We start from the raw sequence: 22967 nt of genomic DNA, 5'->3' as shown, positions 1-22967 counted from the left end.
ACCATGAAAAAAACACTATTACTGTTGCTTGCTGCTTTATCGATAGCGGGTTGTAAAGATGACGGCCGCACCTATGTTGGTGAACACAACTATTACACCATGGAACAGAGCGAGATCCGTAAAGCTGACTTTGCTACTTTTCAACAACGTGACTTTCCTCGTTACTTTATCCATCGTGCCAAAGAATGGCCAAGGGAAGATTTAAATGACGCGAGCTCTTACGATTTGCCACGCGTTCAGTTTACTTGGGCAAACTTATCAAACGACCAAGGGTATGGACCAGACGCAATGTACGATGAGTACGAAGGACGTGTAAAAGTTTGGAGTATGAAGACCGATGGTACGGACCTACGTTTGGTGACGGATTTACCCTATCTTGGAAAGGCATCCAGCACTCGATATAAAACCAGTCGCTCGCCAAACAATCGTTACGTTGCACTGAACTCCGGACCTGACATTTATCTTTTTGATTTAAAAGAGCAAAAATTGATTGACTTACCGCATCGTTTAGCAGGTATTCCGGGTTTCCTATGGGCGGAAGACAGCAGTTACGTTTATTACCGTACGGGTAAGGTTGGCCGTACGGTGTATAAGTGGGACATTGCTAAAGGTGAGGCGGAAAAGACCGATCTGCACATAACAGATACGGGTATGATCAAAGATGGGAAGCGTTACAAGGTCACTGAGGTGTTTACTGTTGTTTATGATGAGAAAACGGGTAAAAAGTTACAGAGTGCTCGATGGGGAGAGAACTTAAAGCCTCAACATGCGCGTGCTGATGAGACTGCGATCAGCCCGGAAGGCGACGTATCTTGGGGAGCGAATATGAGCGCTGGTGTTTTTAAAATGGATGTTACAGCCAATCGCGAAGTACCTACTTCCTCCCCGATGCAATTTGCTATTGGTTTAAACAGTCGTTTCGCATTAGTTAATAAACATATGACACGAATGAGAGTTCTAGATAGCAAGACCAAACAAGCGTGGGATTGGGAGCCGCTAGGTTACAGCCGAACGTTAGATCCCGCCATCGTATATAACCTATCTGCAAATCATGGCAACTGGTTTAAGGAGGTCGAATAATGGCCAGAACTTACGATGATGAGATCTACCTATTTGGTGCTTTATTTCACGGCTACGATACGGATGAAGGCCGAATATTTGATTGGCATACAAAATCGGATTTAACGCAGGTTGATGAGCTAACTGGAAAGATTCGTCCTATTCCTTTGACACCAGTGATGGTCAATGCCTTATCGGGAGGCGTTCCCGTGCTATGGGGCACCACCAAAGAAGGGAAATTGGTCGAGTTAGGTTTAGGTGAGCCACCGCGAACAGGGGGTAAGCAACCTTTATCGGGAGAAAAAGTCGATTCTGAAAGTTCAGTGCCGAGTGATGTCGACAATTACGAAGTGCTCAAGTTAGGCAACCGACCGGAAGGGGTCAGCAAAGGGAAAAGCTATGAATTAAGCTTTCCGCCATTGCGTTTGTTGGCGCAGATGATTGCGCCGCAGAATGATCCAGAAAGTACGGGGGGCGCAAAAGATCTGGCGAGCCTTGCTGAAAGCATCAAGCATTTTGCTCAGTACATTGATGATGGGACTAACGAAACAAACCAAACTGGGGTGCAGTTCCAACTTACTGAAATTGCCCTGAGTCAACTGGCTCCTTCGTATGTTGGGGGCGATCTCACAGCAGAGCAACAACGCTACAATAATTGGTTGGAGCGTCAGAAAAAAAGAAATCTACCCCTGAAAGGTTTTGTTGTACCAAGGATGCACAGTTGTGCGGTACTGTTCACAGACAAGCTTTATGGTGGCGCTGACGTTTCGTTAATTCGCCCAGTTCAAAGTATTCAGGCGGGTGATATAGAAAATGCAACTGAAGAAATTATCGCTGAAGGGACGGTCTCGGTAAAGGAGCCTTTGTGGGCGACAAAAACGGAAGGTAATGCAGTTTTACCAAGTGCATTGTTTAACCTTGATCCAAACCAAGTTGAAGATGGCTTTTATTTGTTGCGCATCCAATTTTGGGAAGACGAGTGGTTAGCATTCGATGAAACACGTAAGGTGTTACCCGAAAGTGTACTGAAGGCCAATGTCACAAAGCAGTTTATGAAACACCCTAAAACTGATGTGGAGCAGAATGTATATACTTATGAGCTGCATGAAAAGCTGACGTTTATCGAGACCGCGGGCATTGGCAAAATGGCGTGCGTGTGTGGTGACATGATCACCTTAGAGGAAGCGCTCATCCAACAATTTCCTAATCAGTTGCCATCTTATTCAGACTACGCGACAAAGGGGTTAACCTATCAAACTAAGCAAAAGCCGGGCGTCGCACCGTTATCTTTGCATGCTGCGATCAACAAAACCTACGAATCGTTGAGCAGTGATTTTCTCTCCATTGACGGTGCTAAGCTTTTTGGCCCACCTGCGGATATGGCGAAAACCATCGGGCAGGCGCTATGGGAAAACAGTGAATCAGGGGCTTTACCTCCATTTCTGATGACTGGTATCGCGTTACATTCGGCACTTGCCGCCACCAGTGGTGTTAAAAAGAGCGTCAGCCTTGCAAAGGTTTTTGCGCGTAAAGAGCTAACGCTGAAACAAGCACAAGCGTTAGTGTTTAGAAAGCATGTAATCGATATTCCTTATATCAAACGTGCTTTTAAAGCGGCAGGCCCAGAGTCAAAAATCATGCGTGGCGTTGGACGTTTAAGCAGTGATTTTTTGAGCGGAACAAATCGCGCGCTACCAGCAATTGGAGTTATCGCAAGTGGCAAGGAAGCGTTAGAGCAATATTCGGCGTTCTCTGAACAAATTAAAAATGCGAAAGAAGCGCAAGAAACTTTAAGCAAATACTCTGAAAACTATCTTTCTTCTTTAACGTTTGTTCGTCGCTTTGATAATCCAGAACATTGGCAAAAAAAGGCAGAAGCGGTGCAGGAAGCGCTTGGTAAAGAAGGGAATGCTCAGATCTTTGTTGATGGTCAAGGGGTCGTTGTTCGAATGAACTTCAAGTTTAACTCTGCTGAGTTTGAGAACGAAGTTCAAGTACTGCATATCGACTATATAGAAGTATGTAAAAAATTATGCCAGCTTTTATCCAAAAACCCTGATTACCAAGTTGCCATTATTGGCCATGCAGGGCCAATAGGAACGCATGAAAATAACTTAAAAATTTCCAGATTGCGTGCGGATGTCGTTAAAGAGGCCATCCTTGCCAAAGCAAGCGAAAAAGAACGAGCGAATCTAGAATCAAGGTTGTGGATTGAATTTAAGGGTAAGTCACAACTGATTGATGATATCGAAGGTTATGCCGACGTTAACGACCGATCAGATACTGCGGATATCGCTGTGAACCGACGTGTAGAGGTTAGGTTGATCATCCCTGACTTTGCGGTTTCCCTACCACCGAGCCGCTCGGGAACGATGGCATTAAATCGCGCGCATCAAATTTGGGAAGGGCATCAGCTTGCGGCAAAGGAAGCTCAAGATAAGTTGATTATTGCTGCCGTTGATGCAATGGCAAGTGTCGCAATCTGGACGCCTGCCGCACCAGTGGCTGCCTATTATTTTGCCGGTAAAGTGGGGGCAGATCTTTTGGGCGCTGCAACTGATTTTTATGGCGACCTTTTTGGTGATGCGACGTTTAAGGAGATCAAAGCTCAGTACAACAACAAAAGCATGCTAAAAACACTCAGTAGCATCAATAAAGAGCTTATCTCACTGTATAAGGGGATAAGTCAAGACCTTCAACCTCAGGTCATTGATGCTGTTGGCTTAGCTGACTTTCTCAAAAAACAGGCGAATCATGATGAATTGTTGAAGCGCTTTTTGTTGCGCTCTTATGCTTTGAATTCATTGATTGAGTTACTAACGCTTCTCCGCGCTAAGTGGAGCCTGACGGGTGACTTTGATGACTTCATTGAGGATTATCGAGTTGACGAGTTTATTCAGTTGTATGTCATGAGTGATAACTGGGAAATACCAGTCAATGATGGTAATACACTGGCCCTGAACTGGGTAAACCGCTTTAAAAAATCTGGTTTGTTCTCTAAATCAGATGCCAATAGCTCGTTACAATGGAGTTACGGTGAAAAAATAGGTGGTGCATTTAATACGGGATTCCCTGTACAGACACGTCTATTCTTGGACCGAAAATCAGATGAGTCCTTGCAAGAAAGTGCTTCTATCCGAGAGGGCCTAAAAGCATTTTGTCACGACTTCAACTTAGCTAAAGAAGAACTTGGCCGTGATGATATAGAGTTCAGCCGCTTGCTGGTTCAAGACGGTGAGAAATGGACGCCATATGTAGAGTGGGCATTTGCGCAGAATGGACGAAAGCTACGCCCACAAACTCGCGTGAAACTACAGGTGGTTTTAAAAGACAATGTCTCATCTAAGGCACTGTTTTTACAGGAGGTCGCTTATCGCGCAGCCGTTGTTGGCTTGGACTCTCATGGGCCAACCTTTGATGTGTTGTTTACAAAAATGGATGCTTCTCAATTCGAAGACCCTGATAAAGCGATTCAAAAACACTTTGAGAGTAAAGGTGTCGAGGAGTTGTATGGTCTTGAATTTGAGCCAACATATGGCTTTGGTGAGTTTTTAATCCATGGAATCAAGCCGCTATGCCCAAATGTTAAAGTCATAGATGAGGTGAAAGCCTTCTTTACAGGTCAAAGCGTGTTTGAATATGTTCGAGACACCGGTGCTTTTGAGCAGATGAGATATGTCTTCTCACTAGGAGGGCATGATTTGCTAGCGGGTAAGTTAGAGGGCTTGGGTACATATAAAAACTACACTCTAGATATTACTGAAGTTAACTTTGGTATCGATGGTCAAAGCCCTGCACAAGAAGCGAAAAACTTTAACGGTCGAACATTGGAAAAGACGAAACTCACAGACACTGACTTTTTGATCGAAGAGTTTGTCATGAGTGAGTCTGCGTCATCCCGAGACAGTACACCGAAGGTTATTGATGGCAACGTTATTATTTTGCCTGGTATTGAAATTGATGGTGATCTTGCTTGGGGTGAAGACAATGCGAATAAACTGATAAGTAACAAGTTTGATTGGTCTAAAGAGCAAAGGTTCTCACTTTGTTTTGCGGTGTTGGGGGATGATCGTGCGAGTGATGACTACGATATAATGTTACTCAACGCCATTGAGTGTGGGGTGAAACTGCAGATCAAAGAGGGACCAGTTAAACATGACGTGATGCATTATGCCGGGGTAGTCAACATTCGTTCTCGTCTTGTTACCGAGAAGTCAAATACTGGGTATAACGGAATAGAAACAAGAACCGTTTTTGATCTAGAGCTTGACGATAGCGGCGCGACTAAGCGTACAGGTCTGGAGCAAAGCGCCGTTCAATTTATTGATCAGAATGACGCGAATTTCTCCCGTTTATTAACTTCAAGCGAGAAAAAGTACCTTTATATAATTCGCTTTGAGTACTCTTATGTGTCGCCTACAGGCAAGCTAGTTAATGGTTTAAGACCTTTTGGTGATGTTTTAGATGGTAATGATCTAAAACCTATCAAACTTGAGCTGGCTTCATTTGAACAAATGGATGTAAGTGAAGGTTATGAACTACCGAAGTTTGAGCTTCAAGTTCCTGCGGTGAAAGACTTCATGACGGGTAAGCCATGGATAGAAACTGTTGAAAAGGAAAATGCGACAAGTGAGGCGAATCACTTACACTGGAAAAACCTAGGGGTACAGAACGAGCAGAAAGGATATGTTGAGAATTGGATAACGAAACAAGCGTCTTCGCTCAATGCTCCGGAAATCGCTCTTTTACAGGCAAAGTAACATACAAAAAACCGCCTTCGGGCGGTTTTTCTTTTCTTATGACTTCATACTGAATTTAGAAGTTTCTTTTTAACCCCCATCAACTAGCTGCAGAAATATCGTATTTCTTCATCTTATGGTTGAGAGTGCTCATTGGCAGCGCCAATTGCTCAGCGGCCTTCTTGGTGTGCCAATTGCAGGCATTTAAGCAGTCGATGATCACAGTACGCTCGTATTGGCTAACGACGTCCTTAAGGCTCTTTGAAGCGTCTTCTAAATCCGCTTGTGCCTGCCGCTCGTAAGCAGGTTGGTCTGGGGTAGGTGAGGCTGCTTTCATGTCGATATTTGGCACATCTTCTGGGATTTGTTCGCCAAACTCAATGTGAGTAATGGTTTCAAAATCGGACAGTAGCACCGAGCGCTCAATGATGTTCTTAAGCTCACGCACGTTACCTGGGTATTGATAGGCAAGGAGCTGTTTACGTACATTGGCGCTTAACCCTGGCGCTTGCGGTAAACCTAGCGTGTTTGTGGTGTGTTGCACGAAGTGCTCTGCGAGAGGGAGGATGTCCGACTTGCGTGCTCTTAAAGGAGGCAATGTAATCGGAAAAACATTCAAACGATAGAATAAATCGGCACGGAATCCGCCATCTTTGATTTGCTGCATAAGATTACAGTGAGTAGCGGCGATAACGCGCACGTCGACTTCAATCTCTTTGCTGGTGCCGATTGGACGAACTTTACGCTCTTGTAGTACACGCAGCAATTTAGCCTGCAATAGCATTGGCATATCGCCAATCTCATCTAGGAATAGCGTGCCACCGTTGGCTGCTTCAAACAGGCCGACTTTGTCTTTGTCTGCGCCCGTGAATGAGCCTTTCTTATGCCCAAAAAGTTCCGATTCCAATAACTGCTCTGGAATAGCCGCACAGTTTTGAACGATCAAAGGCTGGTCTGCTCGGTTAGAGTTCTCGTGAATGTACTTCGCGATCACTTCTTTACCGGCACCAGTTTCACCACGCAACAGAACGTCGACAGGAAGAGAAAGCACCTTATCAAGACGATTCAAGACATTGAGCATTTCTTCGCTCTCTGCAATAGGACCTTGATAGGCTTTCTGGGTACGTTTTTTGAGCTGAGTGTTCTCGCGCACTAGGGCTTGATTATCGGCACTGAGGCTTTTAATCACTTGCCCATATTGCTCTAACCAAACTGCTTGGCGAATATTACTCGCCGCCATGCGACAAAACTCTGTTAATGCAGCCTCATTGTCGATAACACTTAAATCGAGCAAGACCAAGAGTCCAATGGTCTTACTTTCGCTATCAATCAAAGGCCAAGCCAGTAAGTTCTCGCTTTTTAGCCCTAGCGTCTGCTCAGTTTGATAGATGCTGTCACAGTCATAGCCGTTGTACTTATACAACTCGTTAATCAATACCACTTCACCATTGCGAATGGCAAAGTTAAATGGGTCGTTCTCACTGGCTGAGTCTAACTGTAATGCTTCCCAAGGGTGGGAAACAATCGTTTTATCGTTATGGTGAGCGGTACTTGGAATCAACGCCTGGCCAGTCTGGTCCAAAACATAAATGATGCCATGTTTTGCGAGGGTCATTTGTCTCGCAGCGGTCAACACAGCATCCAATGTTTGCGTAAGCTGGCTGCGATCAGCCAAAGACTGACTGATCGCAAGTAGGGCGTTACTAAGTTCGCTATGGTTAGCTGAACGCATAGGTTAGTGTTCCTTGCTCATCGACAGACACTTCGATTTGCGTATGTGAATCATCCTTGTCATGCACTAATAGCTGAGTCGATAGTTGCGGCAGCAACTGACGGTTGATGACCGCGTCGATATTACGCGCGCCTGTTTCAGCAAGGCGACAGTTACCTAGTACGAACTCAACCAAGCTTTCTTCGTAGCTTAGCGACAACTTATGATGGCTCTGTAGACGCTGAGAAACTTTGTTCAGCTTGTGGTGAATAATTTCTGTCATTGCTTCATCAGACAGCGGAACAAACGGAAGCACAGACATACGTGCCAATAGCGCCGGTTTGAAGTGTTGGTTCAAAGTAGGGCGGATAGCTTCTGCGATGATGTTTGCATCGATGTCTTTTGATTGATGAACCAAAGATTCGATCTCATGCGTTGCAAGGTTACTGGTCATGATGATCAGCGTGTTCTTGAAGTCGATGGTGCGACCTTCGCCGTCGTTCAGCGTGCCTTTGTCGAACACTTGGTAGAACAGGTTCAACACTTCAGGGTCGGCTTTTTCCACTTCATCAAGAAGTACAACAGAATATGGACGTTGACGTACCGCTTCTGTCAGCATGCCGCCTTCACCGTAACCTACGTAACCCGGAGGTGAACCGATTAGGCGAGATACCGTGTGTTTCTCTTGGAACTCAGACATGTTAATGGTCGTCATAAAGCGCTCACCACCAAACATTTGATCAGCAATCGCACGAGCTGTCTCGGTTTTACCCACACCACTTGGGCCAACCAGCAGGAATACGCCTGTCGGTGCGTCTGGGTTACCTAGGCCGGCTTTTGCAGTTTGAATGCCTTCAGACAGTGCATCGATAGCGTATTCTTGGCCTTTGATGCTTTGTGTTAGGCTTTCTTTCAGTTTTAGCGTGGTTTCTGCTTCGTCTTGAAGCATCTTACCCATAGGAATACCAGTCCAGTCCGAGATGACGTGGCTAACTTCATCTGGACCCACTTCAAAGTGAACCAGTGGGTTGCCATTGCGGATTGCGTCTAGCTGTTCTTGGCAGGCCGAAATTGCAATGCGAACGGCTTCTTCATCCATTTCTGCATATGGAGAAACGTCTTGCTCTTGTTCCGAATCTTCGTCTGCAACAAGCTCTTCTTCATTTGTTTCGCCAAAGACCAGTTCATGCAAGCGAGAGCGTAGAGCAATCATCTCTTGGATTTGCTCTTTTTCTTTGTGCCATTGGGCTTCTTGTTCTGCTAGCTCTTCTTTCGTTGTTTCCATGGCCAGTTTTAGGTCTGGAATATTAGCAAGGCTGTGCTTGTCGCCAGTTTGCTGCAGAGCGTCACGCTCAAGTGCTTCAAGCTCGCGCTGTTGAGCGGCAAGCTCTTGCTGCAGAGTCTCAACAGAAGCAGGAATGGCATTAAGGCTGATGTTCACTCGTGCACACGCCGTATCTAGTACATCGATCGCTTTGTCTGGCAGTTGACGGCCAGAGATGTAACGCGCAGAAAGCGCTGCCGCAGCAGTGATGGCGTCATCACGCACGTAAACGTTGTGTGACTTCTCGTACGCTGGGCGCAGACCACGAATGATCAATGCTGCTTGTTCAGGAGACGGTTCGTCGAGTTTCACCAATTGGAAACGACGCGCAAGAGCAGGATCTTTCTCGAAGTACTTCTTGTATTCCGACCATGTTGTCGCAGCGATGGTTTTCACTTCGCCACGCGCTAGGGCTGGTTTTAGCAAGTTTGCCGCGTCGCTGCCGCCTGCTTGGTTACCACCGCCAACAAGGGTGTGTGCTTCATCGATGAAAAGAATGATAGGGGTTGGCGAGTTTTTCACTTCATCCAATACCGCGTTTAGGCGTTTTTCGAATTCACCTTTTACGCTTGCACCAGCTTGCAGAAGACCCATATCTAGCCCGTAAAGCTCAACACCTTTAAGGTTGTCTGGTACGTCACCTTGTACAATCTTAAGTGCCAAGCCTTCTACTACTGCTGTTTTACCAACGCCCGGTTCACCAACTGCGATAGGATTGTTTTTACGGCGACGAGCAAGAATGTCTACGATTTGGCGAATTTCTTGGTCGCGGCAGAAAACAGGATCGATTTCGCCTTTGCGTGCTTTACCAGTGAAGTCGGTTGTGAACTTGCTCAGTGCTGAGCCATCTTCACGAGCTTGTGTTTTCTCTGAAGTAGCAACTTGCGCCTCAATAGAGTGGCTTGTTAGTTCTGCAAAGTTACGTTTAAGGCTATCAGGGTTTACTGCTTCAAGGATAGAGGCGTAACCATGTTGGCCGTAACGGAGAGGGTTGCTAACAAGAGTAAGGAGTAGGGCGCCAGAGCGGATTTGTGTTTCGGATAGATCTAAAGAAGAAACCAGCCAGCTTTCTTGTAACCATTCGATTAATAAAGCAGAAAAAACAGGTTTGCTGCCATTTCCTTTGGCGTTGGTGTCGAGTGTAGATCGAACCGATTGTCTTAATAAGTTCTCAGAACAATCAAAATGACTTAATAAGACGTCAAAATCACTATTTGGCCTTTCTAATAGACTCAGTAAATAATGCTCAATTTGAACTTCGTTTGCTTTTTCAGAGACTGCAAGTGCAGCGGCGTCTTCTAATGCTACTTTTGCAATCGGGTGTAGACGCTGAATTAATGAAGAAAGGTTTATATTTATCATAGCCATTTTATTCTTTAGAGGAAAAGAGGTAGCGGCTATTATACTAAAAGTGATTGCGTTCTTTTTTTATCAAGATATTTTGACTATCGTTTGTTGGTTATTTTTAATGATTATTGTGACATTAATGTTTGTGGTTATTTTAATGGCGTTGTTATTCTAAATTAATTGATAGTAAAAGTGTCGGATTTATTAGTTTTAATGACTTTATTTACACAGTTTTATATGGTTATTTTCACTTTTTAAAGTTAGAACAATTTATTATTATCTTAATCCAACTTTTTGGTTTTTTATCCAATAAATTGTACTCAAGATATTAGTGAATAATGCCTTGATTTATTTAAGTCATTGTTTTTATTGTGCTTTAAAAGTTGGCACGGACTTTGATTATACCAAGTAGTCGCGGTGATAAGCGATTTGGTGATTTAAACAAAACAGATTTTAGAAAAGGAAATAGCGATGCCAACTCCAGCATATATGTCTATCCAAGGTGAGACTCAAGGCCATATTACTAAAGATACTTACTCTGCAGATTCAGTAGGTAACACATGGCAAGAAGCTCACGTTGATGAGTTCCTAGTACAAGAACTTGATCACGTGCTAACTGTTCCACGTGATCCACAAAGTGGTCAGCCAACTGGTCAACGTGTACACCGTCCACTTGTTGTAACTAAAGTTCAAGATCGCTCATCTCCACTACTATTCAACGCATTAGTATCTGGCGAAAAACTTCCTGAGTGTGTGATCCGCTTCTACCGTACTTCAGTTCAAGGTAAACAAGAGCACTACTACTCAATCAAATTGATTGATGCGCTACTGGTCGATATCCAAACTCGTATGAACCACTGTCAAGACGCAGCAACAGCTGACCGTGTGACAGAAGAAGTGCTTAAGTTCACTTACCGTGCGATCGAAGTAACTCACGAAAACTGTGGTACTGCGGGTAACGACGACTGGCGTGCTCCACGCGAAGCTTAATTGCTCGTCGCGTAAAGATTCAGGGCCAACGATTGTTGGCCCTAATTCGATTATTTGTATCAGGTAAAAGATATGGTGAATGACGTAGAATTTAAATTTGAAGTGCCTGGATGTGGGCATGAATTTCGGGTTGAGAGCTTTCATGTTCATGAAGAGTTATCTAAGCCTTTCCACATCAATCTCTCATTACTTTCACTTGATCCAGATATCTCGTTCGATGAGTTAATACGTAAAGCTGGAACATTGACACTTTACGGACAAGGTGTTGGGGCTGCGCGTGTGTTCAACGGCGTGGTGAATGAAGTTCGTTACTTAGGGACTGGACGTCGTTTTTCGCGTTATCAATTAGTTTTAGTTCCTCAAGCTTGGTTCTTATCTCAGCGCCAAGATTGTCGTATTTTCCAGCAAAAGTCAGCGCAAGACATCATCACAGAAGTACTCGATGACGGGGCTGTCACCGATTACCGATTTGAAGTGTCGGGTACTTACCCTCCAAAAGAATACGTTCTGCAATACCGTGAGTCTGACTTGCACTTCGTGCAGCGTATGATGGCTGAACACGGTATGTGGTATTACTTTGACCATAGCGATTCAAATCATACGATGGTCATTGTCGACAGTAATGACGCGATTGCACCTTTGATAAGCTCGCCACTAAATGCTTCATACATTGGGCCGATTGTTTATCATGCCGATGGTGGGGGTGTTGCCGATCGCGAGCATATCTCTGATCTCGAGTTAGTTAACCGCGTTAGAACGGGACAGGTTACGTACACAGATTACAACTACGAACACCCTAAAATTCCACAAGAGATGACACAGGCTGGTGAGCTAGACCAAGATCTCAAGCAGTTTGATTATCCTGGACGATACGTTGACCCACTGATGGGTCAGGTGAGAACCACGGAATGGATGTCGCAACACATTGTCGATAACCAACAAGTGGAAGCAACGAGTGACGTAATGCGCTTAGCATCTGGTTACAGCTTTAACGTCAGTGACCATCCGCGCTCCGAGATCAACCGCGATTACCTTATGCTGTCTGTAATGCACACTGGGCAAGATCCGCAAGTGCATGAAGATGAAGCGAGTGGTATGCCAACCACTTACTACAACCAGTTCTCATGTATTCCACGTGATGTGATATTTAAAGCGCCTAAACTAGCGGCACCAGTAGTGGATGGCCCGCAAACGGCGGTTGTTGTAGGACCAGAAGGTGAAGAGATTTACACCGACAAACTTGGTCGAGTGAAAGTACAGTTCCATTGGGATCGCTATGGCGATAACGATGAACACTCAAGTTGCTGGATCCGCGTAAGCCAATCCATGGCGGCGCCAACATGGGGCGCAGTTTATTTGCCGCGTATTGGCCATGAAGTCGTAGTGACCTTCCTTGAGGGGGATCCAGATCGTCCGTTAGTTACGGGCGCAGTTTACAACGGTTTGCATTTCCCACCGTACTCTTTGCCGGAAAACAAAACTCGTACCACGTTCCGCACGCAAACACACAAAGGAACAGGTTACAACGAGTTGAGTTTTGAAGACGAAGCGAACCAAGAAGAAGTCTATATTCACGCTCAAAAAGACATGTCTACCAAGGTGCTCAACAACCGTTACCGTGATATCGGTCAAGATGAATTCTTAAAGGTTGCACGTCACCAAACGAATGAAGTTCATGGTGACCATAAAGAAACCATTCATGGGCATAAAACGACACAAGTAAACAGTACGTTTACCGAGACAGTCGAGCAAGACGTTACCGTAACATACAACGCGAACGAAGCCCAGTATGTGAAAAACAATTCTGACTTAGAAATTGGTGATAACCGTACGACTAAGATCGGTAAAAATGATGATTTAGATATTGGTGAAAATAGTAACCTTACTATCGGTGCATCTAAGAGTTCAGACATTGGTGCGGATGATAACCAGACGGTTGGTGGCAACTTAACGGTATCAGTGAAAGGTAACACCGCTTATAAAGCCGATGGTGCGACGCAAATTATCAGTGGCGACAAGATTGTATTGAAAACGGGTGGTTCCTCTTTAGTGATGAACAGTGATGGTTCAATAAAGTTATCAGGCTCGGCTATTACGATCGAAGGCAGTGACAAAGTCGTCGTGAAAGGTGGCAACGTAGTGGTTAACTAACAATGGAAAAACAACCTCTTACAACAGAAGTAATATCAGAGCAGCAAGCCGAATCAACGGCTTGCTTTTCGCGTTTTGGAATAATAGTGGCTATCAATGAGTCTACGGGCAGTGTGCGAGTTGATTTTGATGGTAACCCATTTAAGCAGCCACTCACTGCGAGACTAGGACGTGGCTTTCGTCGTTCTGAACTGCAAATGGCTATCGACAATCGATTAAGTTGTCGAATTGAGTTTTTGAACGACGACTTAAGCTTGCCTCTTGTGACGGACATTTTCTTCTCCATTCTGGATGACTCTGATGAGTTTGTATTGCGAGCTAAGAAGATGGTTATCGAGACAGAACAAGAGTTGATAGTCAAAAGTGGTGAGACAGAAACTCGCTATAGCGGGCGCGATGGACGAATTACCACTAAAGCGAAGTACGTCACTTCTCAAGCAGAAAAAGCACAAAAAATTCAAGGCGGAACGATCGCAATTAACTAATTACCTCGCGTTAGCTAATGGTTTTGTGTTAACAAGTCACGCCGAGTGAGCTAATTACTTCGAGTTAACTAATTGCAATCGCGTTATGGCACGCTAATAACGGATAACTAGATGCGACAAAGAATCGGTGTCGAGCACCTAAAGGCACCCATAACCAATCAAGAAGTCGAAGGCGCGTTAGCAAAAGCTGAGCGCGCTGTGAACGACCTTTCCCAATTGCCAGTAACATGGCTGGATTTCTGTAATGAAAAGCTGTCCATTGCTTCTGAAAGTATCGGGTTTTTAATCAGGCAGCGAGTTCAAATTCACAAAAGGGGTTATCCAAGTCGTGAGTTGGAGTATCTCAAACTGATCGAACGCCAAATTGAAGAACTGAAGCAAGTGTACTTGTCGTTTTATCGATTAGCACCGGGGTTGATTCATCAGTTAAGAGGCCAGGAGCCAGAAATCTACAGCTGGCTGATGCTACAGGGCGAGTTGGGCTCAGAGTTGGATAACCTTTTGTGCGGCTTGAGTTTGCTCGAAGATATTGACGCTAAAACTGCAATGGTCGTTGCCGTGCAATCTCCGGTTGAATCTATGGATAGCACGCTTTCGGAGCTTATTGAGGGTAATGCGACATCCAGTGCGTTTTACTTTGAATGCTTACGTGTACGTCAAACATTAAGTGTTTCTCTCATCAAGCGTTGGAACAAAGCCAGCATCATTAGCTCTCATGTTGCTTTGCCACTACTCGCTTTACAAGACGTGAAAGAGGGGATTGATTGGCTCAATGACAATGCAGGCAGCGAACAATATCTATTTGAACGTTTGATTACCAAACGTGACAGAGGCACTTGGTTCCGTCAGAGCTTTGGCATCGAACCAAATGGATTACCATCAGCGCAAGTGCTCACTTATGCCAAGTTGCTTGAGTTAAAAGAGTTTGAGGCGTTTGATATCTCTTCTTCATTAGCACCTGTTGATTTTGCGCTGAGTGGTGATTGGAAACTGGTGCCCCAAATCATCGAGCACTTGGAAAGTCTGGAGGAAGCTGAGGGTGAAATTTGGCTTCAAGCCTTGTATGTCGTCTACGGAAAACTTCTTCCTCTGACTCCGCAAGATGTTGGTGTCGAGTATGAATGGGAAGAGATCGTCGATCTTCTCAATGAGTGGGTGGAAGATGAAAAATATATCCAAAATCTACCAAGCCGCTTGGGTTACGCATTGAGCTTCGAGTCTACGTTAGCTGCGATGCAAGATGCTAACGTTGATGTGCTGTTCCGCGATTGGCTATGGCGTCAACTCTGTATTCAATCCAGAGCCTACGTGCCTTGGGATATGGCAATGCCGATTCATCAACAAGACTGGAACTTTAACAATTTAAAGGCCGCACCTTCTGCGAGCGAACGATTCAACTTAAGGAATAGCAATGCAGTTATGGGATATTGAGGCGCACCCTGAGCTATCACTTAAAGGTCGTTTTCAACGTGACGAAAACGGCGATGAAGTCTGGGTTGTGGTCGCCAAACGCACATGGCAATTCGATGGTGCGGTTTGGCACGAATTAGGTGAAAGTGAAATCTTCGATGATCCCCAATATTTGGGCGAAGAAGGCTTCTCTGCGATGAAAGTTGACCACGAGTTCGCGTATACCAAAGAAAACACAGATGTACTTGTTTACGGCAAAGCGCGCAGCTACGCGAAAAAGCCAGTGACATACCAAGAGTGTCGTGTGCTGATTGATGGTCATATCGATAAGACTCTCGCTATTCACGGGGAACGCGTATGGGTTGAGCATGCTGGCAGTATCACGCTGAGTAATCCCATCCCATTTATTGAAAAAGACATTGATTACACTCGCGCGGTAGGCGGTGATTTACGTAACCGAATAGGTGGTGGGGTTGCCGACTCCAACAAAGAATTGCTTGAACAGAAAGTACCCTCGGTTTTTTATCCTCGAGAGGACTGGAGTGCCGCCGCGAAAAAACTACGCGTTGCGGGGTTCGGGCCAGTCCCTCCGTTCTTTGAGTCGCGCCAGAAGCTGGCCGGCACGTTCGATGACGATTGGATTGAGAACCGCAAGCCAATGTTGCCACTCGATTTTGATAAGCGGTTCTTCCAAAGCGCGCCTATTGATCAACAGTGCAAAGGCTTCCTTTGTGGAGGAGAGCGTTTGATGATGAGTGGCTTTTGTCATGATGACACGCTTTCATTCCGCATTCCTAAAGAGAAATATCGAGCAACTGCCGTTTTTAATAACGATAGCTATAAAGTTGATATGGCGATGTACACCTTATTCGTTGATGCTGAAAAGAAAACTATATCAATCAGTTACACCGCCGCGTTTCCTTGTCAGGGGAAAGAACACTTGCTGGTGTCTACATCTATCGCTAAGTTGGAAGAGGTAAGCGAGCATGCATAATTCAACAGGCCGTTACGTGCTAGGTATGGAAGTGATGACGCCAACCGGTATGAATTTAGATATTGCCAGTGCAGTTTCGTATGCTGATTTAGGAAGATTCGACCAATGTGTAGGGGATGATGGTATCGAGCGTTTTACTTACGCAAAAATCGAATACACCAAAGAAATTGAGCAGTTTGAGAAAACGTGTGAGTTAATAACCCACTTGCTTGATTCATTGTTAGCGCAGTTACCACGTTCATTGAGACCAATACCTTTGCTTATAGCGGTGCCTGCGTCTGTTTCACTAATAAAGGTGCAAGAATGGCTTGGTGAAAGTCACTACGCTGACTTTCTCTCTGTGGTGAATGCAGTTCATGCCAGTGGGCCTAGTTTCGTTCTCCAGGCCATGAAATCATTGGATAAATATGATGCCATGATGTGTATCAGTGTCGATTCCTTGGTGAATTCGATGCAAACACTCATCGACGATGCGATGGTAATGAGTACGAATAATCCATGGGGCGTTATTCCGAGCGAGGGTGGGGCAGGTTTAATTCTTTGTCGCAGAAATACCATAGAGACATTGAAACTTAAGCCTCAAGCGCAGCTTGGCTACATTGATACGGAATTAAACACTTCAGACCGAAGAGGCATGTTTCGACTTGTTCAACGTGCGAGTAAAAAGCTCGATTCATTTGGTGAAGTGTATTCCGATATGACGAACCTTCGCATGCACTCGGAAGATTACGGCTTTGCTCTGGGGGCTAAAGCAGAACGATTCACGAACCCAGAACAACCGCAGCTTATTAACGAATTGTGGGGCACGTTGGGCAGTTGCTCTTCTCTAGCCTTAATCGCCTTTGCGGTCAGAGATCACCATTTTAGGCAACCAACCACGTTGTTAATGTTTGACTTTCATGGTGACAAGGGGATTCTCCAGTTGCTGCAATGTTAGTAGGCACTCATCGATCAAATGGCAATGAAAATACACTCATATTATTAGGTTAACGTTTGTAACATGAAAAAGCGTATAACTCATGCAGTGAAAGCGTAAGTAAAAAACTCTAATAAGTTAGTAATAATAACTAAAATAATAGGCTTACTGTTTGTTTTAAATACCAACCTTGATACAAGTACGTTCAAGAAAATATTATTCAACTCTAATAATATTTATTCTATGAAAGAGTACTAAGTGTCTAATAATCAGAGTACAGCCAAAGGATATATCGATCAGTTGGTTGTGAAAGCTATTGAGAAAAAGAAACTGAATGAGCAAAGGCTAGCAGAAAAAAATAAGCCGAAGCTTGAGTACGTGCTTTTTTCACAGTTTGATGTATTAGACAAGCTTCCTTCTAAAAATGGTAAGACAACGGTTTACCATCTTGCAAAAAAAGGGCAGCCAGAAAAGCAGATCTGTTGCAAAGTTATCAATGATGACTCGCCAGAATTTGCGAGCAAAATGTTGGTTAACGAAGCGAGTCGATTAGAGCTTTCCCAACATCCGAGCGTGGCTAACTTCATAAAAATCGGCAACGAATTCGAACGCCCATATTTGATGTACGAGTGGATCCAAGGTGAATCACTCGCAGAAAAGATGGAGCGCCACTCTTCTAAAGGTTTCCGCCACGACCATATCGCTTGGTTGGTATATCAACTCGCTGGTGCCTTAGAGTTTATGCACACAAGAGGCATCTGCCATCTTGATATTAAGCCATCCAACGTACTAGTGAGTGAAGGCGATTACGTTAAACTCATCGATTTCGGTGCTGCTCGTTATATTGGAGAAACGGAACCTTACGCAGAAGCAAGCTTGAACTACGCTTCACCTCTTTATATCGAAACTGGCATCGCGGAACCGCAAGATGATGTTTACTCCCTTGCTTTGCTCGCTGGACATTTATTTTTGGGTTCAATATTTGGTGATACTTGGAATAAACAATTAAAAGACCGAAAGCGTCCTGCATTGATCCCGGCTCATATTTGGAAGTTGTTGAAACAAGTCATCAATAAACCAAGAGGGCATGGCTATACCGCTATTTCTTTCGCCCAGCAGTTAGCACGAATCGATACTCAATCGATTAACTCAAATTCTAACGCACCAATTTTCAGTAGCTTGCGTAATGCGGATCTTCTGCTTACACACTGTAAGTCGAATGATAAAACAGCGTACGGACGCTTCAAACTATTGGAGGCGAGTTTAGTGTTGAGTGTGGTGGCAATGACAGGAAGTTATTTGTATCAGCAAAATTCGGATGCATTGGATGCTATTTTTGCCAAAGAAACGACACCTTTAAGTCACACAATCACGCCCACAGATACTGCTTCTTTTTTGGCTGAGCCGCCATGGAAAATCAAAGAAGTATTAGCAAAAACTGAGCAGGGCGTTGATACGACTGAAGCCTACCGAGAAGCGTATCGAGTTCAGCAACTAAGCCTTTCGGGTTTATATAATGAAAAACAGACTCAGTTGAAGTCTTACCAAGCTTTAGCTGATGGACTACCACAGACATTAGTGGATTTACGTAAGGAGCTTGTCACGTTGCGAGAGGAACTCGTTCGTGATGGTGCATTGTTTCCCTATGCGGACGAAACACTGACTAAAGTGATGTCTGGGTTAAATGTCGCTTCTATCGATTCCATGAAAGTATCTGCCATAGCTGGCAGTCGAGATAAGCAGATTGCTCGCTTAATTTTAAGCGGTGAAGCTAAGCTCGCAGAAGAAGAAGTGAAAGAAGCATGGTTATTAAACCAGTCACAGGCATATTTCTATAGCCAAATCTTACCAAAGAGAGTAATGGAAAATATTAATGACTCCATTGATAAACATGCAGAAGCGCACTTTTATACCAAAGCGATTGAAGAAGCTGAATTAGCCAAAGCCTACTTCGGTAATACGCCAGAACTAGAAAAAAAAATAACAGACTTAATCATCGCAAGAAGCGAATTTATTCTGTTTAGTACGGTGATGGAGCAATCCATTTTCGACAAACAGAAATTGCATGAGTCCCTTGCTGATTTAGAACGAAATGCGCCAAGAAAATTTACAGAAATCACAAAAATTCTAGATAGCATGGCGTCGGATGCGATTAATCAGAGTCATCAGTTTTCTAAGCCTGCAAATGGTGCCATTGCCGTAGCCCGTGCATTGAGAGACTACTTGACTGAAGGAGATGCGAATTTTGTCCAACATTGATACTGATCACCTTCTTAAACCGATTTCTGATGAATCTCCTGCGGGTAACGATGCTCGTTACGAGTTTTGCTATGAAATGATGGAAGCCGAGGTAAAAAAGTTCGGTTCTCTATTTGGCGAAACAGTCGACTGGAATGTAGTAAAAACCAATGCGATTGAAGTGCTCGAGCATCATAGTAAAGATTTAAAAGCACTTTGCTATTTAGTACGAGCGCTTGCAGAGGAATCCGGGCTCAAAGGTTTTGAGCAAGGTCTGAAGCTGCTTAATGAGGCGTTATCTTGCTTCGGTAATGATCTTTACCCGTCACGGAAACGCGGTAGAGACGGTGCGGTGGAGTGGTTGAACCATCAATTTAAATTGATGAGCACTAAGCTTGCGGACAGTGCGCAATCTTGGGAATTAGTTTCAGGCTGTATTTCGGCGATTGAAGAAGTGCAGCGTCAGTACGACGATGTTTACCAAGATTCCGAAGCTGACTTCTTTGAGATTCGCACGCAGCTCAATGTTTTATCTCAACAAGCAGCTGCCGATGACCAGAGCGATGACGCAATAGCTACCATCGAACAAGCGGCACCAGCTACGCAGCCTGCCGCGGTAGAAACGCCAGCACAGAGCGACGCTCAAACCGCTTCAGCGAAGACGGTTCCGCCGGCCCCTAAACCTGCGCCAGTTAAGAAAGCCGTAGCAAAAGAAGTCGATGTCGATACGGATTTCTCATCGCCTACGGCTTCAAAACGCACGTTAAAAAAAGTCGCGGAAGTCATGCTTCATGCGAATCCAAGTGATCCGCTGGCTTACCGAATTTATCGTCATCTGACTTGGGATGACATTGATGGTCTACCTGACCACCAAAACGATCAAACGCCATTGAGCTTGGCGGTATCGTCCGATCAACAAGCGGAATACCGCGACAAAGCCAATCAGGAAAGTGACATCGACACGATTAAACGTTTGGAGCGCACGCTAACTGACGCGCCATTTTGGCTCACAGGCCACCATTTCGTGTATTTGATGCTCACTAACTTAGGTTTTGATGACGCAGCACTTGCCGTGAAACAAGAAGTAAAGCGGTTTGTTGAGTCACTGGAGGGCATCGAACGCCTCTCTTTTAAGAATTCTATACCATTTGCAGATGAAGCAACATTGAGTTGGTTGTCTACTCAAGATGCTACTTCATCGGCAGCACAAACTGTCGTACAGACGGTTGTGATCGCTGAAGAAGATTCATTGCTGGTGGAGGATATCACTCTAGAAAATCTAGGGGAATATGCCGCAGAACTCGCCCGCAAGCTTGAGCTGGATGGCTCAGGGCGTGGACAGTTCATGCTGTATTTACAATTGATAGCAGCTTACCAGTCTGTTGGATTATACCCGTTGTGTTTGCCGTATCTTGAGAAGGGGTGGGAAGTACAAAATGCGTTTAATCTCGCGAGCTGGGAACCCCACTTATCGTCGCAGTTAGAAGACCTGATTCGAAAAACACTCCATCAGTTATTCAGAAGTAAGGATCTTTTACCTGAGAAGTATGAAGAGTGGAAAGCAATTTATGACTAATTAAAGAGTTAGATAAGGAACGAATTATGTCACGTGACGGCTCGGTGGCTCCTAAAGAGCGAATTAATATCCGTTATGTTCCAGCAACTGGCGATACGCAAGAAGACGTAGAACTGCCGCTAAGCATGATGGTGGTTGGCGACTTTACTGCACGTGCAGATGAGACGCCAATTGAAGAACGCACTCCAATCAATATCGATAAAGACAACTTTAACGAAGTGCTAGAAGGCATGTCTCCAAACGTTAAAGTGAACGTTGAAAACCGTCTTTCTGATGAAGAAGGCGGCCAAATCGGTGTTGATCTAACGTTCCAAAACATGAAGGACTTCTCTCCAGAAGCGATCGCGAAAAGTGTACCTGAATTAAACAGCCTACTTGAGCTTCGCGAAGCCTTGGTGGCGCTGAAAGGCCCTCTAGGTAATGTTCCTGCATTCCGCAAGAAGATCGCATCAGTACTTCAAGATGAAGACGCGAGAAAGAAACTGTTGGATGAACTAAGCATTGGTAACGACCAAGACGCGAAAGAAGAGTAAGGGATATCATGTCTGCAGAAGCACAAGCGCCAGAACAAGAAGCAGCCTTAGTTGAATCAGGCTCACTTCTGGATAGCATTCTTAACGAAACTCGTTTAAAGCCAAGTGATGAAGGTTTTGATGTTGCAAAACGCGGCGTAGAAGCATTCATCAGTGAGCTACTAAGCAGCTCGAACACAGAGAAAGTGGATCAGTCTTTAGTTGATCTGATGATCTCAGAAATTGACCAAAAACTGTCTAAGCAAGTTGATGCAATTCTTCACAACGAAGAAGTTCAAGCGATTGAATCAACGTGGCGTGGCCTTAAGTACCTGGTTGACCACACTGACTTCCGTGAGAACATTCAAATTGAATTGATCTCTGCAAAGAAAGATGAAGTTCTTGATGACTTCGAAGACGCACCAGAAGTGGTGAAGTCTGGTTTGTACAAACAAATCTATACGCGTGAATATGGCCAATTTGGTGGTAAACCTGTTGGCGCAGTCATTTGTGACTACGATATGTCGGCTTCGTCTCCAGACATCAAACTGATGGAGTACATGGCAAACGTGGGTGCAATGTCTCATGCACCATTTATTACATCGGCGTCTGCGAAGTTCTTTGGTTTAGATAGCTATGAAGAGCTACCGAATCTAAAAGATCTTAAGTCAGTATTTGAAGGCCCACAATATACTAAATGGCGTAGTCTACGTGAACACGAAGATGCACGTTACCTAGGTCTATGTACGTCTCGCTTTATGCTACGTACACCTTACTCTGTAGAAGATAACCCAATTAAGGCGTTTGACTACGATGAGCAAGTAACAGACAGCCATGACAACTACCTATGGGGTAACTCTGCGTACGCGATGGCATCAAAAATTAGTGAGTCTTTCGCTAAGTACCGTTGGTGTCCAAACATCATTGGTCCTCAAAGCGGTGGTACTGTGCATGACTTACCGGTTTACAACTTTGAAGCCATGGGTCAAATCGAAACTAAGATCCCAACTGAGATTCTTGTCTCTGACCGTCGTGAGTACGAGCTAGCAGAAGAAGGCTTCATTGCGCTAACCATGCGCAAGGGTTCTGACAATGCGGCGTTCTTCTCTGCAAACTCAGTTCAAAAACCGAAAGTGTTTGCGAACACGCCAGAAGGCAAACAAGCAGAGATGAACTACAAGCTAGGTACTCAGCTTCCTTACCTGTTCATCATCAACCGTCTAGCACACTACATCAAAGTGCTACAGCGTGAGCAAATTGGTTCGTGGAAAGAGCGTTCAGACCTAGAAATTGAACTGAACAAGTGGATTCGTCAATACGTTTCTGACCAGGAAAATCCGCCAGCAGAAGTCCGTGGTCGTCGTCCACTACGTGCTGCTAAGGTTGAAGTATCAGACGTAGAAGGCGACCCAGGTTGGTACAAAGTATCAATGTCTGTACGTCCTCACTTCAAGTACATGGGTGCAAGCTTCGACTTGTCTCTAGTTGGTAAGTTAGACCAATAACCCATTGCTG

General features: G+C 44.7%; 14 protein-coding genes. 12 read left to right on the top strand and 2 right to left on the bottom strand.

Features of this window, described 5'->3' with window-relative positions:
* Nucleotides 1-3 precede the first annotated feature (3 nt).
* Nucleotides 4-1080, top strand: a complete 1077-nt coding sequence (locus tag R2S67_RS05210; protein ID WP_317342699.1) for a hypothetical protein — start codon at nt 4-6, stop codon at nt 1078-1080.
* Nucleotides 1080-5819 (top strand): OmpA family protein, encoded by a 4740-nt coding sequence (locus R2S67_RS05205; protein WP_317342697.1) that lies wholly within the window; start codon nt 1080-1082, stop codon nt 5817-5819. Before R2S67_RS05210 ends, R2S67_RS05205 begins: the two co-directional genes overlap by 1 nt.
* 79 nt (nt 5820-5898) lie before the next feature.
* Here R2S67_RS05205 and R2S67_RS05200 read toward each other — a convergent pair whose 3' ends face one another.
* Both R2S67_RS05200 and tssH read right to left on the bottom strand, forming a co-directional pair.
* Nucleotides 5899-7530 (bottom strand): sigma-54-dependent Fis family transcriptional regulator, encoded by a 1632-nt coding sequence (locus R2S67_RS05200; protein WP_317342694.1) that lies wholly within the window; start codon nt 7528-7530, stop codon nt 5899-5901.
* Nucleotides 7517-10195 carry a type VI secretion system ATPase TssH gene (gene tssH, locus R2S67_RS05195; protein ID WP_258432236.1) on the bottom strand — a complete coding sequence of 893 codons (2679 nt, stop codon included), beginning with the start codon at nt 10193-10195 and terminating at the stop codon, nt 7517-7519. The genes R2S67_RS05200 and tssH overlap by 14 nt, the downstream gene beginning before the upstream one ends.
* A 456-nt stretch (nt 10196-10651) precedes the next feature.
* On the opposite strand from tssH, the gene R2S67_RS05190 reads away from it, so the two are divergent.
* The 10 genes from R2S67_RS05190 to tssC all read left to right on the top strand — a co-directional run bounded on the left by R2S67_RS05190 (nt 10652) and on the right by tssC (nt 22957).
* Nucleotides 10652-11170: an Hcp family type VI secretion system effector gene (locus R2S67_RS05190; protein ID WP_005373415.1), complete on the top strand. Its 519-nt coding sequence runs from the start codon at nt 10652-10654 to the stop codon at nt 11168-11170.
* 72 nt (nt 11171-11242) lie between these two features.
* Nucleotides 11243-13321, top strand: coding sequence for a type VI secretion system tip protein VgrG (tssI, locus tag R2S67_RS05185; protein ID WP_317342691.1), 2079 nt, complete (start codon nt 11243-11245; stop codon nt 13319-13321).
* Nucleotides 13322-13323: 2 nt separating this feature from the next.
* A complete protein-coding gene (locus R2S67_RS05180) occupies nt 13324-13806 on the top strand; it encodes a hypothetical protein (RefSeq protein WP_006741097.1) in 483 nt (160 codons plus the stop codon).
* Nucleotides 13807-13917: 111 nt separating this feature from the next.
* Nucleotides 13918-15237 carry a hypothetical protein gene (locus R2S67_RS05175; RefSeq protein WP_048624892.1) on the top strand — a complete coding sequence of 440 codons (1320 nt, stop codon included), beginning with the start codon at nt 13918-13920 and terminating at the stop codon, nt 15235-15237.
* Complete coding sequence (locus R2S67_RS05170) at nt 15218-16210, top strand: DUF2169 domain-containing protein (protein ID WP_317342687.1); 993 nt, start codon at nt 15218-15220, stop codon at nt 16208-16210. The genes R2S67_RS05175 and R2S67_RS05170 overlap by 20 nt, the downstream gene beginning before the upstream one ends.
* Nucleotides 16203-17147, top strand: coding sequence for a hypothetical protein (locus R2S67_RS05165; protein ID WP_317342685.1), 945 nt, complete (start codon nt 16203-16205; stop codon nt 17145-17147). Before R2S67_RS05170 ends, R2S67_RS05165 begins: the two co-directional genes overlap by 8 nt.
* 237 nt (nt 17148-17384) lie before the next feature.
* A complete protein-coding gene (locus tag R2S67_RS05160; protein ID WP_139060630.1) occupies nt 17385-19385 on the top strand; it encodes a serine/threonine protein kinase in 2001 nt (666 codons plus the stop codon).
* Complete coding sequence (gene tssA, locus R2S67_RS05155; RefSeq protein ID WP_317342682.1) at nt 19372-20940, top strand: type VI secretion system protein TssA; 1569 nt, start codon at nt 19372-19374, stop codon at nt 20938-20940. The genes R2S67_RS05160 and tssA overlap by 14 nt, the downstream gene beginning before the upstream one ends.
* A gap of 26 nt (nt 20941-20966) precedes the next feature.
* Entirely contained in the window at nt 20967-21473 is a 507-nt protein-coding gene (gene tssB / locus R2S67_RS05150) for a type VI secretion system contractile sheath small subunit (RefSeq protein ID WP_005392637.1), read from the top strand.
* 8 nt (nt 21474-21481) lie between these two features.
* The gene (gene tssC / locus R2S67_RS05145) at nt 21482-22957 is read left to right on the top strand and encodes a type VI secretion system contractile sheath large subunit (RefSeq protein ID WP_317342679.1); all 1476 of its coding nucleotides are present in this window, start codon (nt 21482-21484) and stop codon (nt 22955-22957) included.
* The last annotated feature ends 10 nt before the right edge of the window (nt 22958-22967 follow it).

Source organism: Vibrio sp. T13N (assembly GCF_032970445.1).
GTDB lineage: Bacteria > Pseudomonadota > Gammaproteobacteria > Enterobacterales > Vibrionaceae > Vibrio > Vibrio diabolicus.
This window is presented reverse-complemented; position numbering and strand designations above follow the sequence as displayed.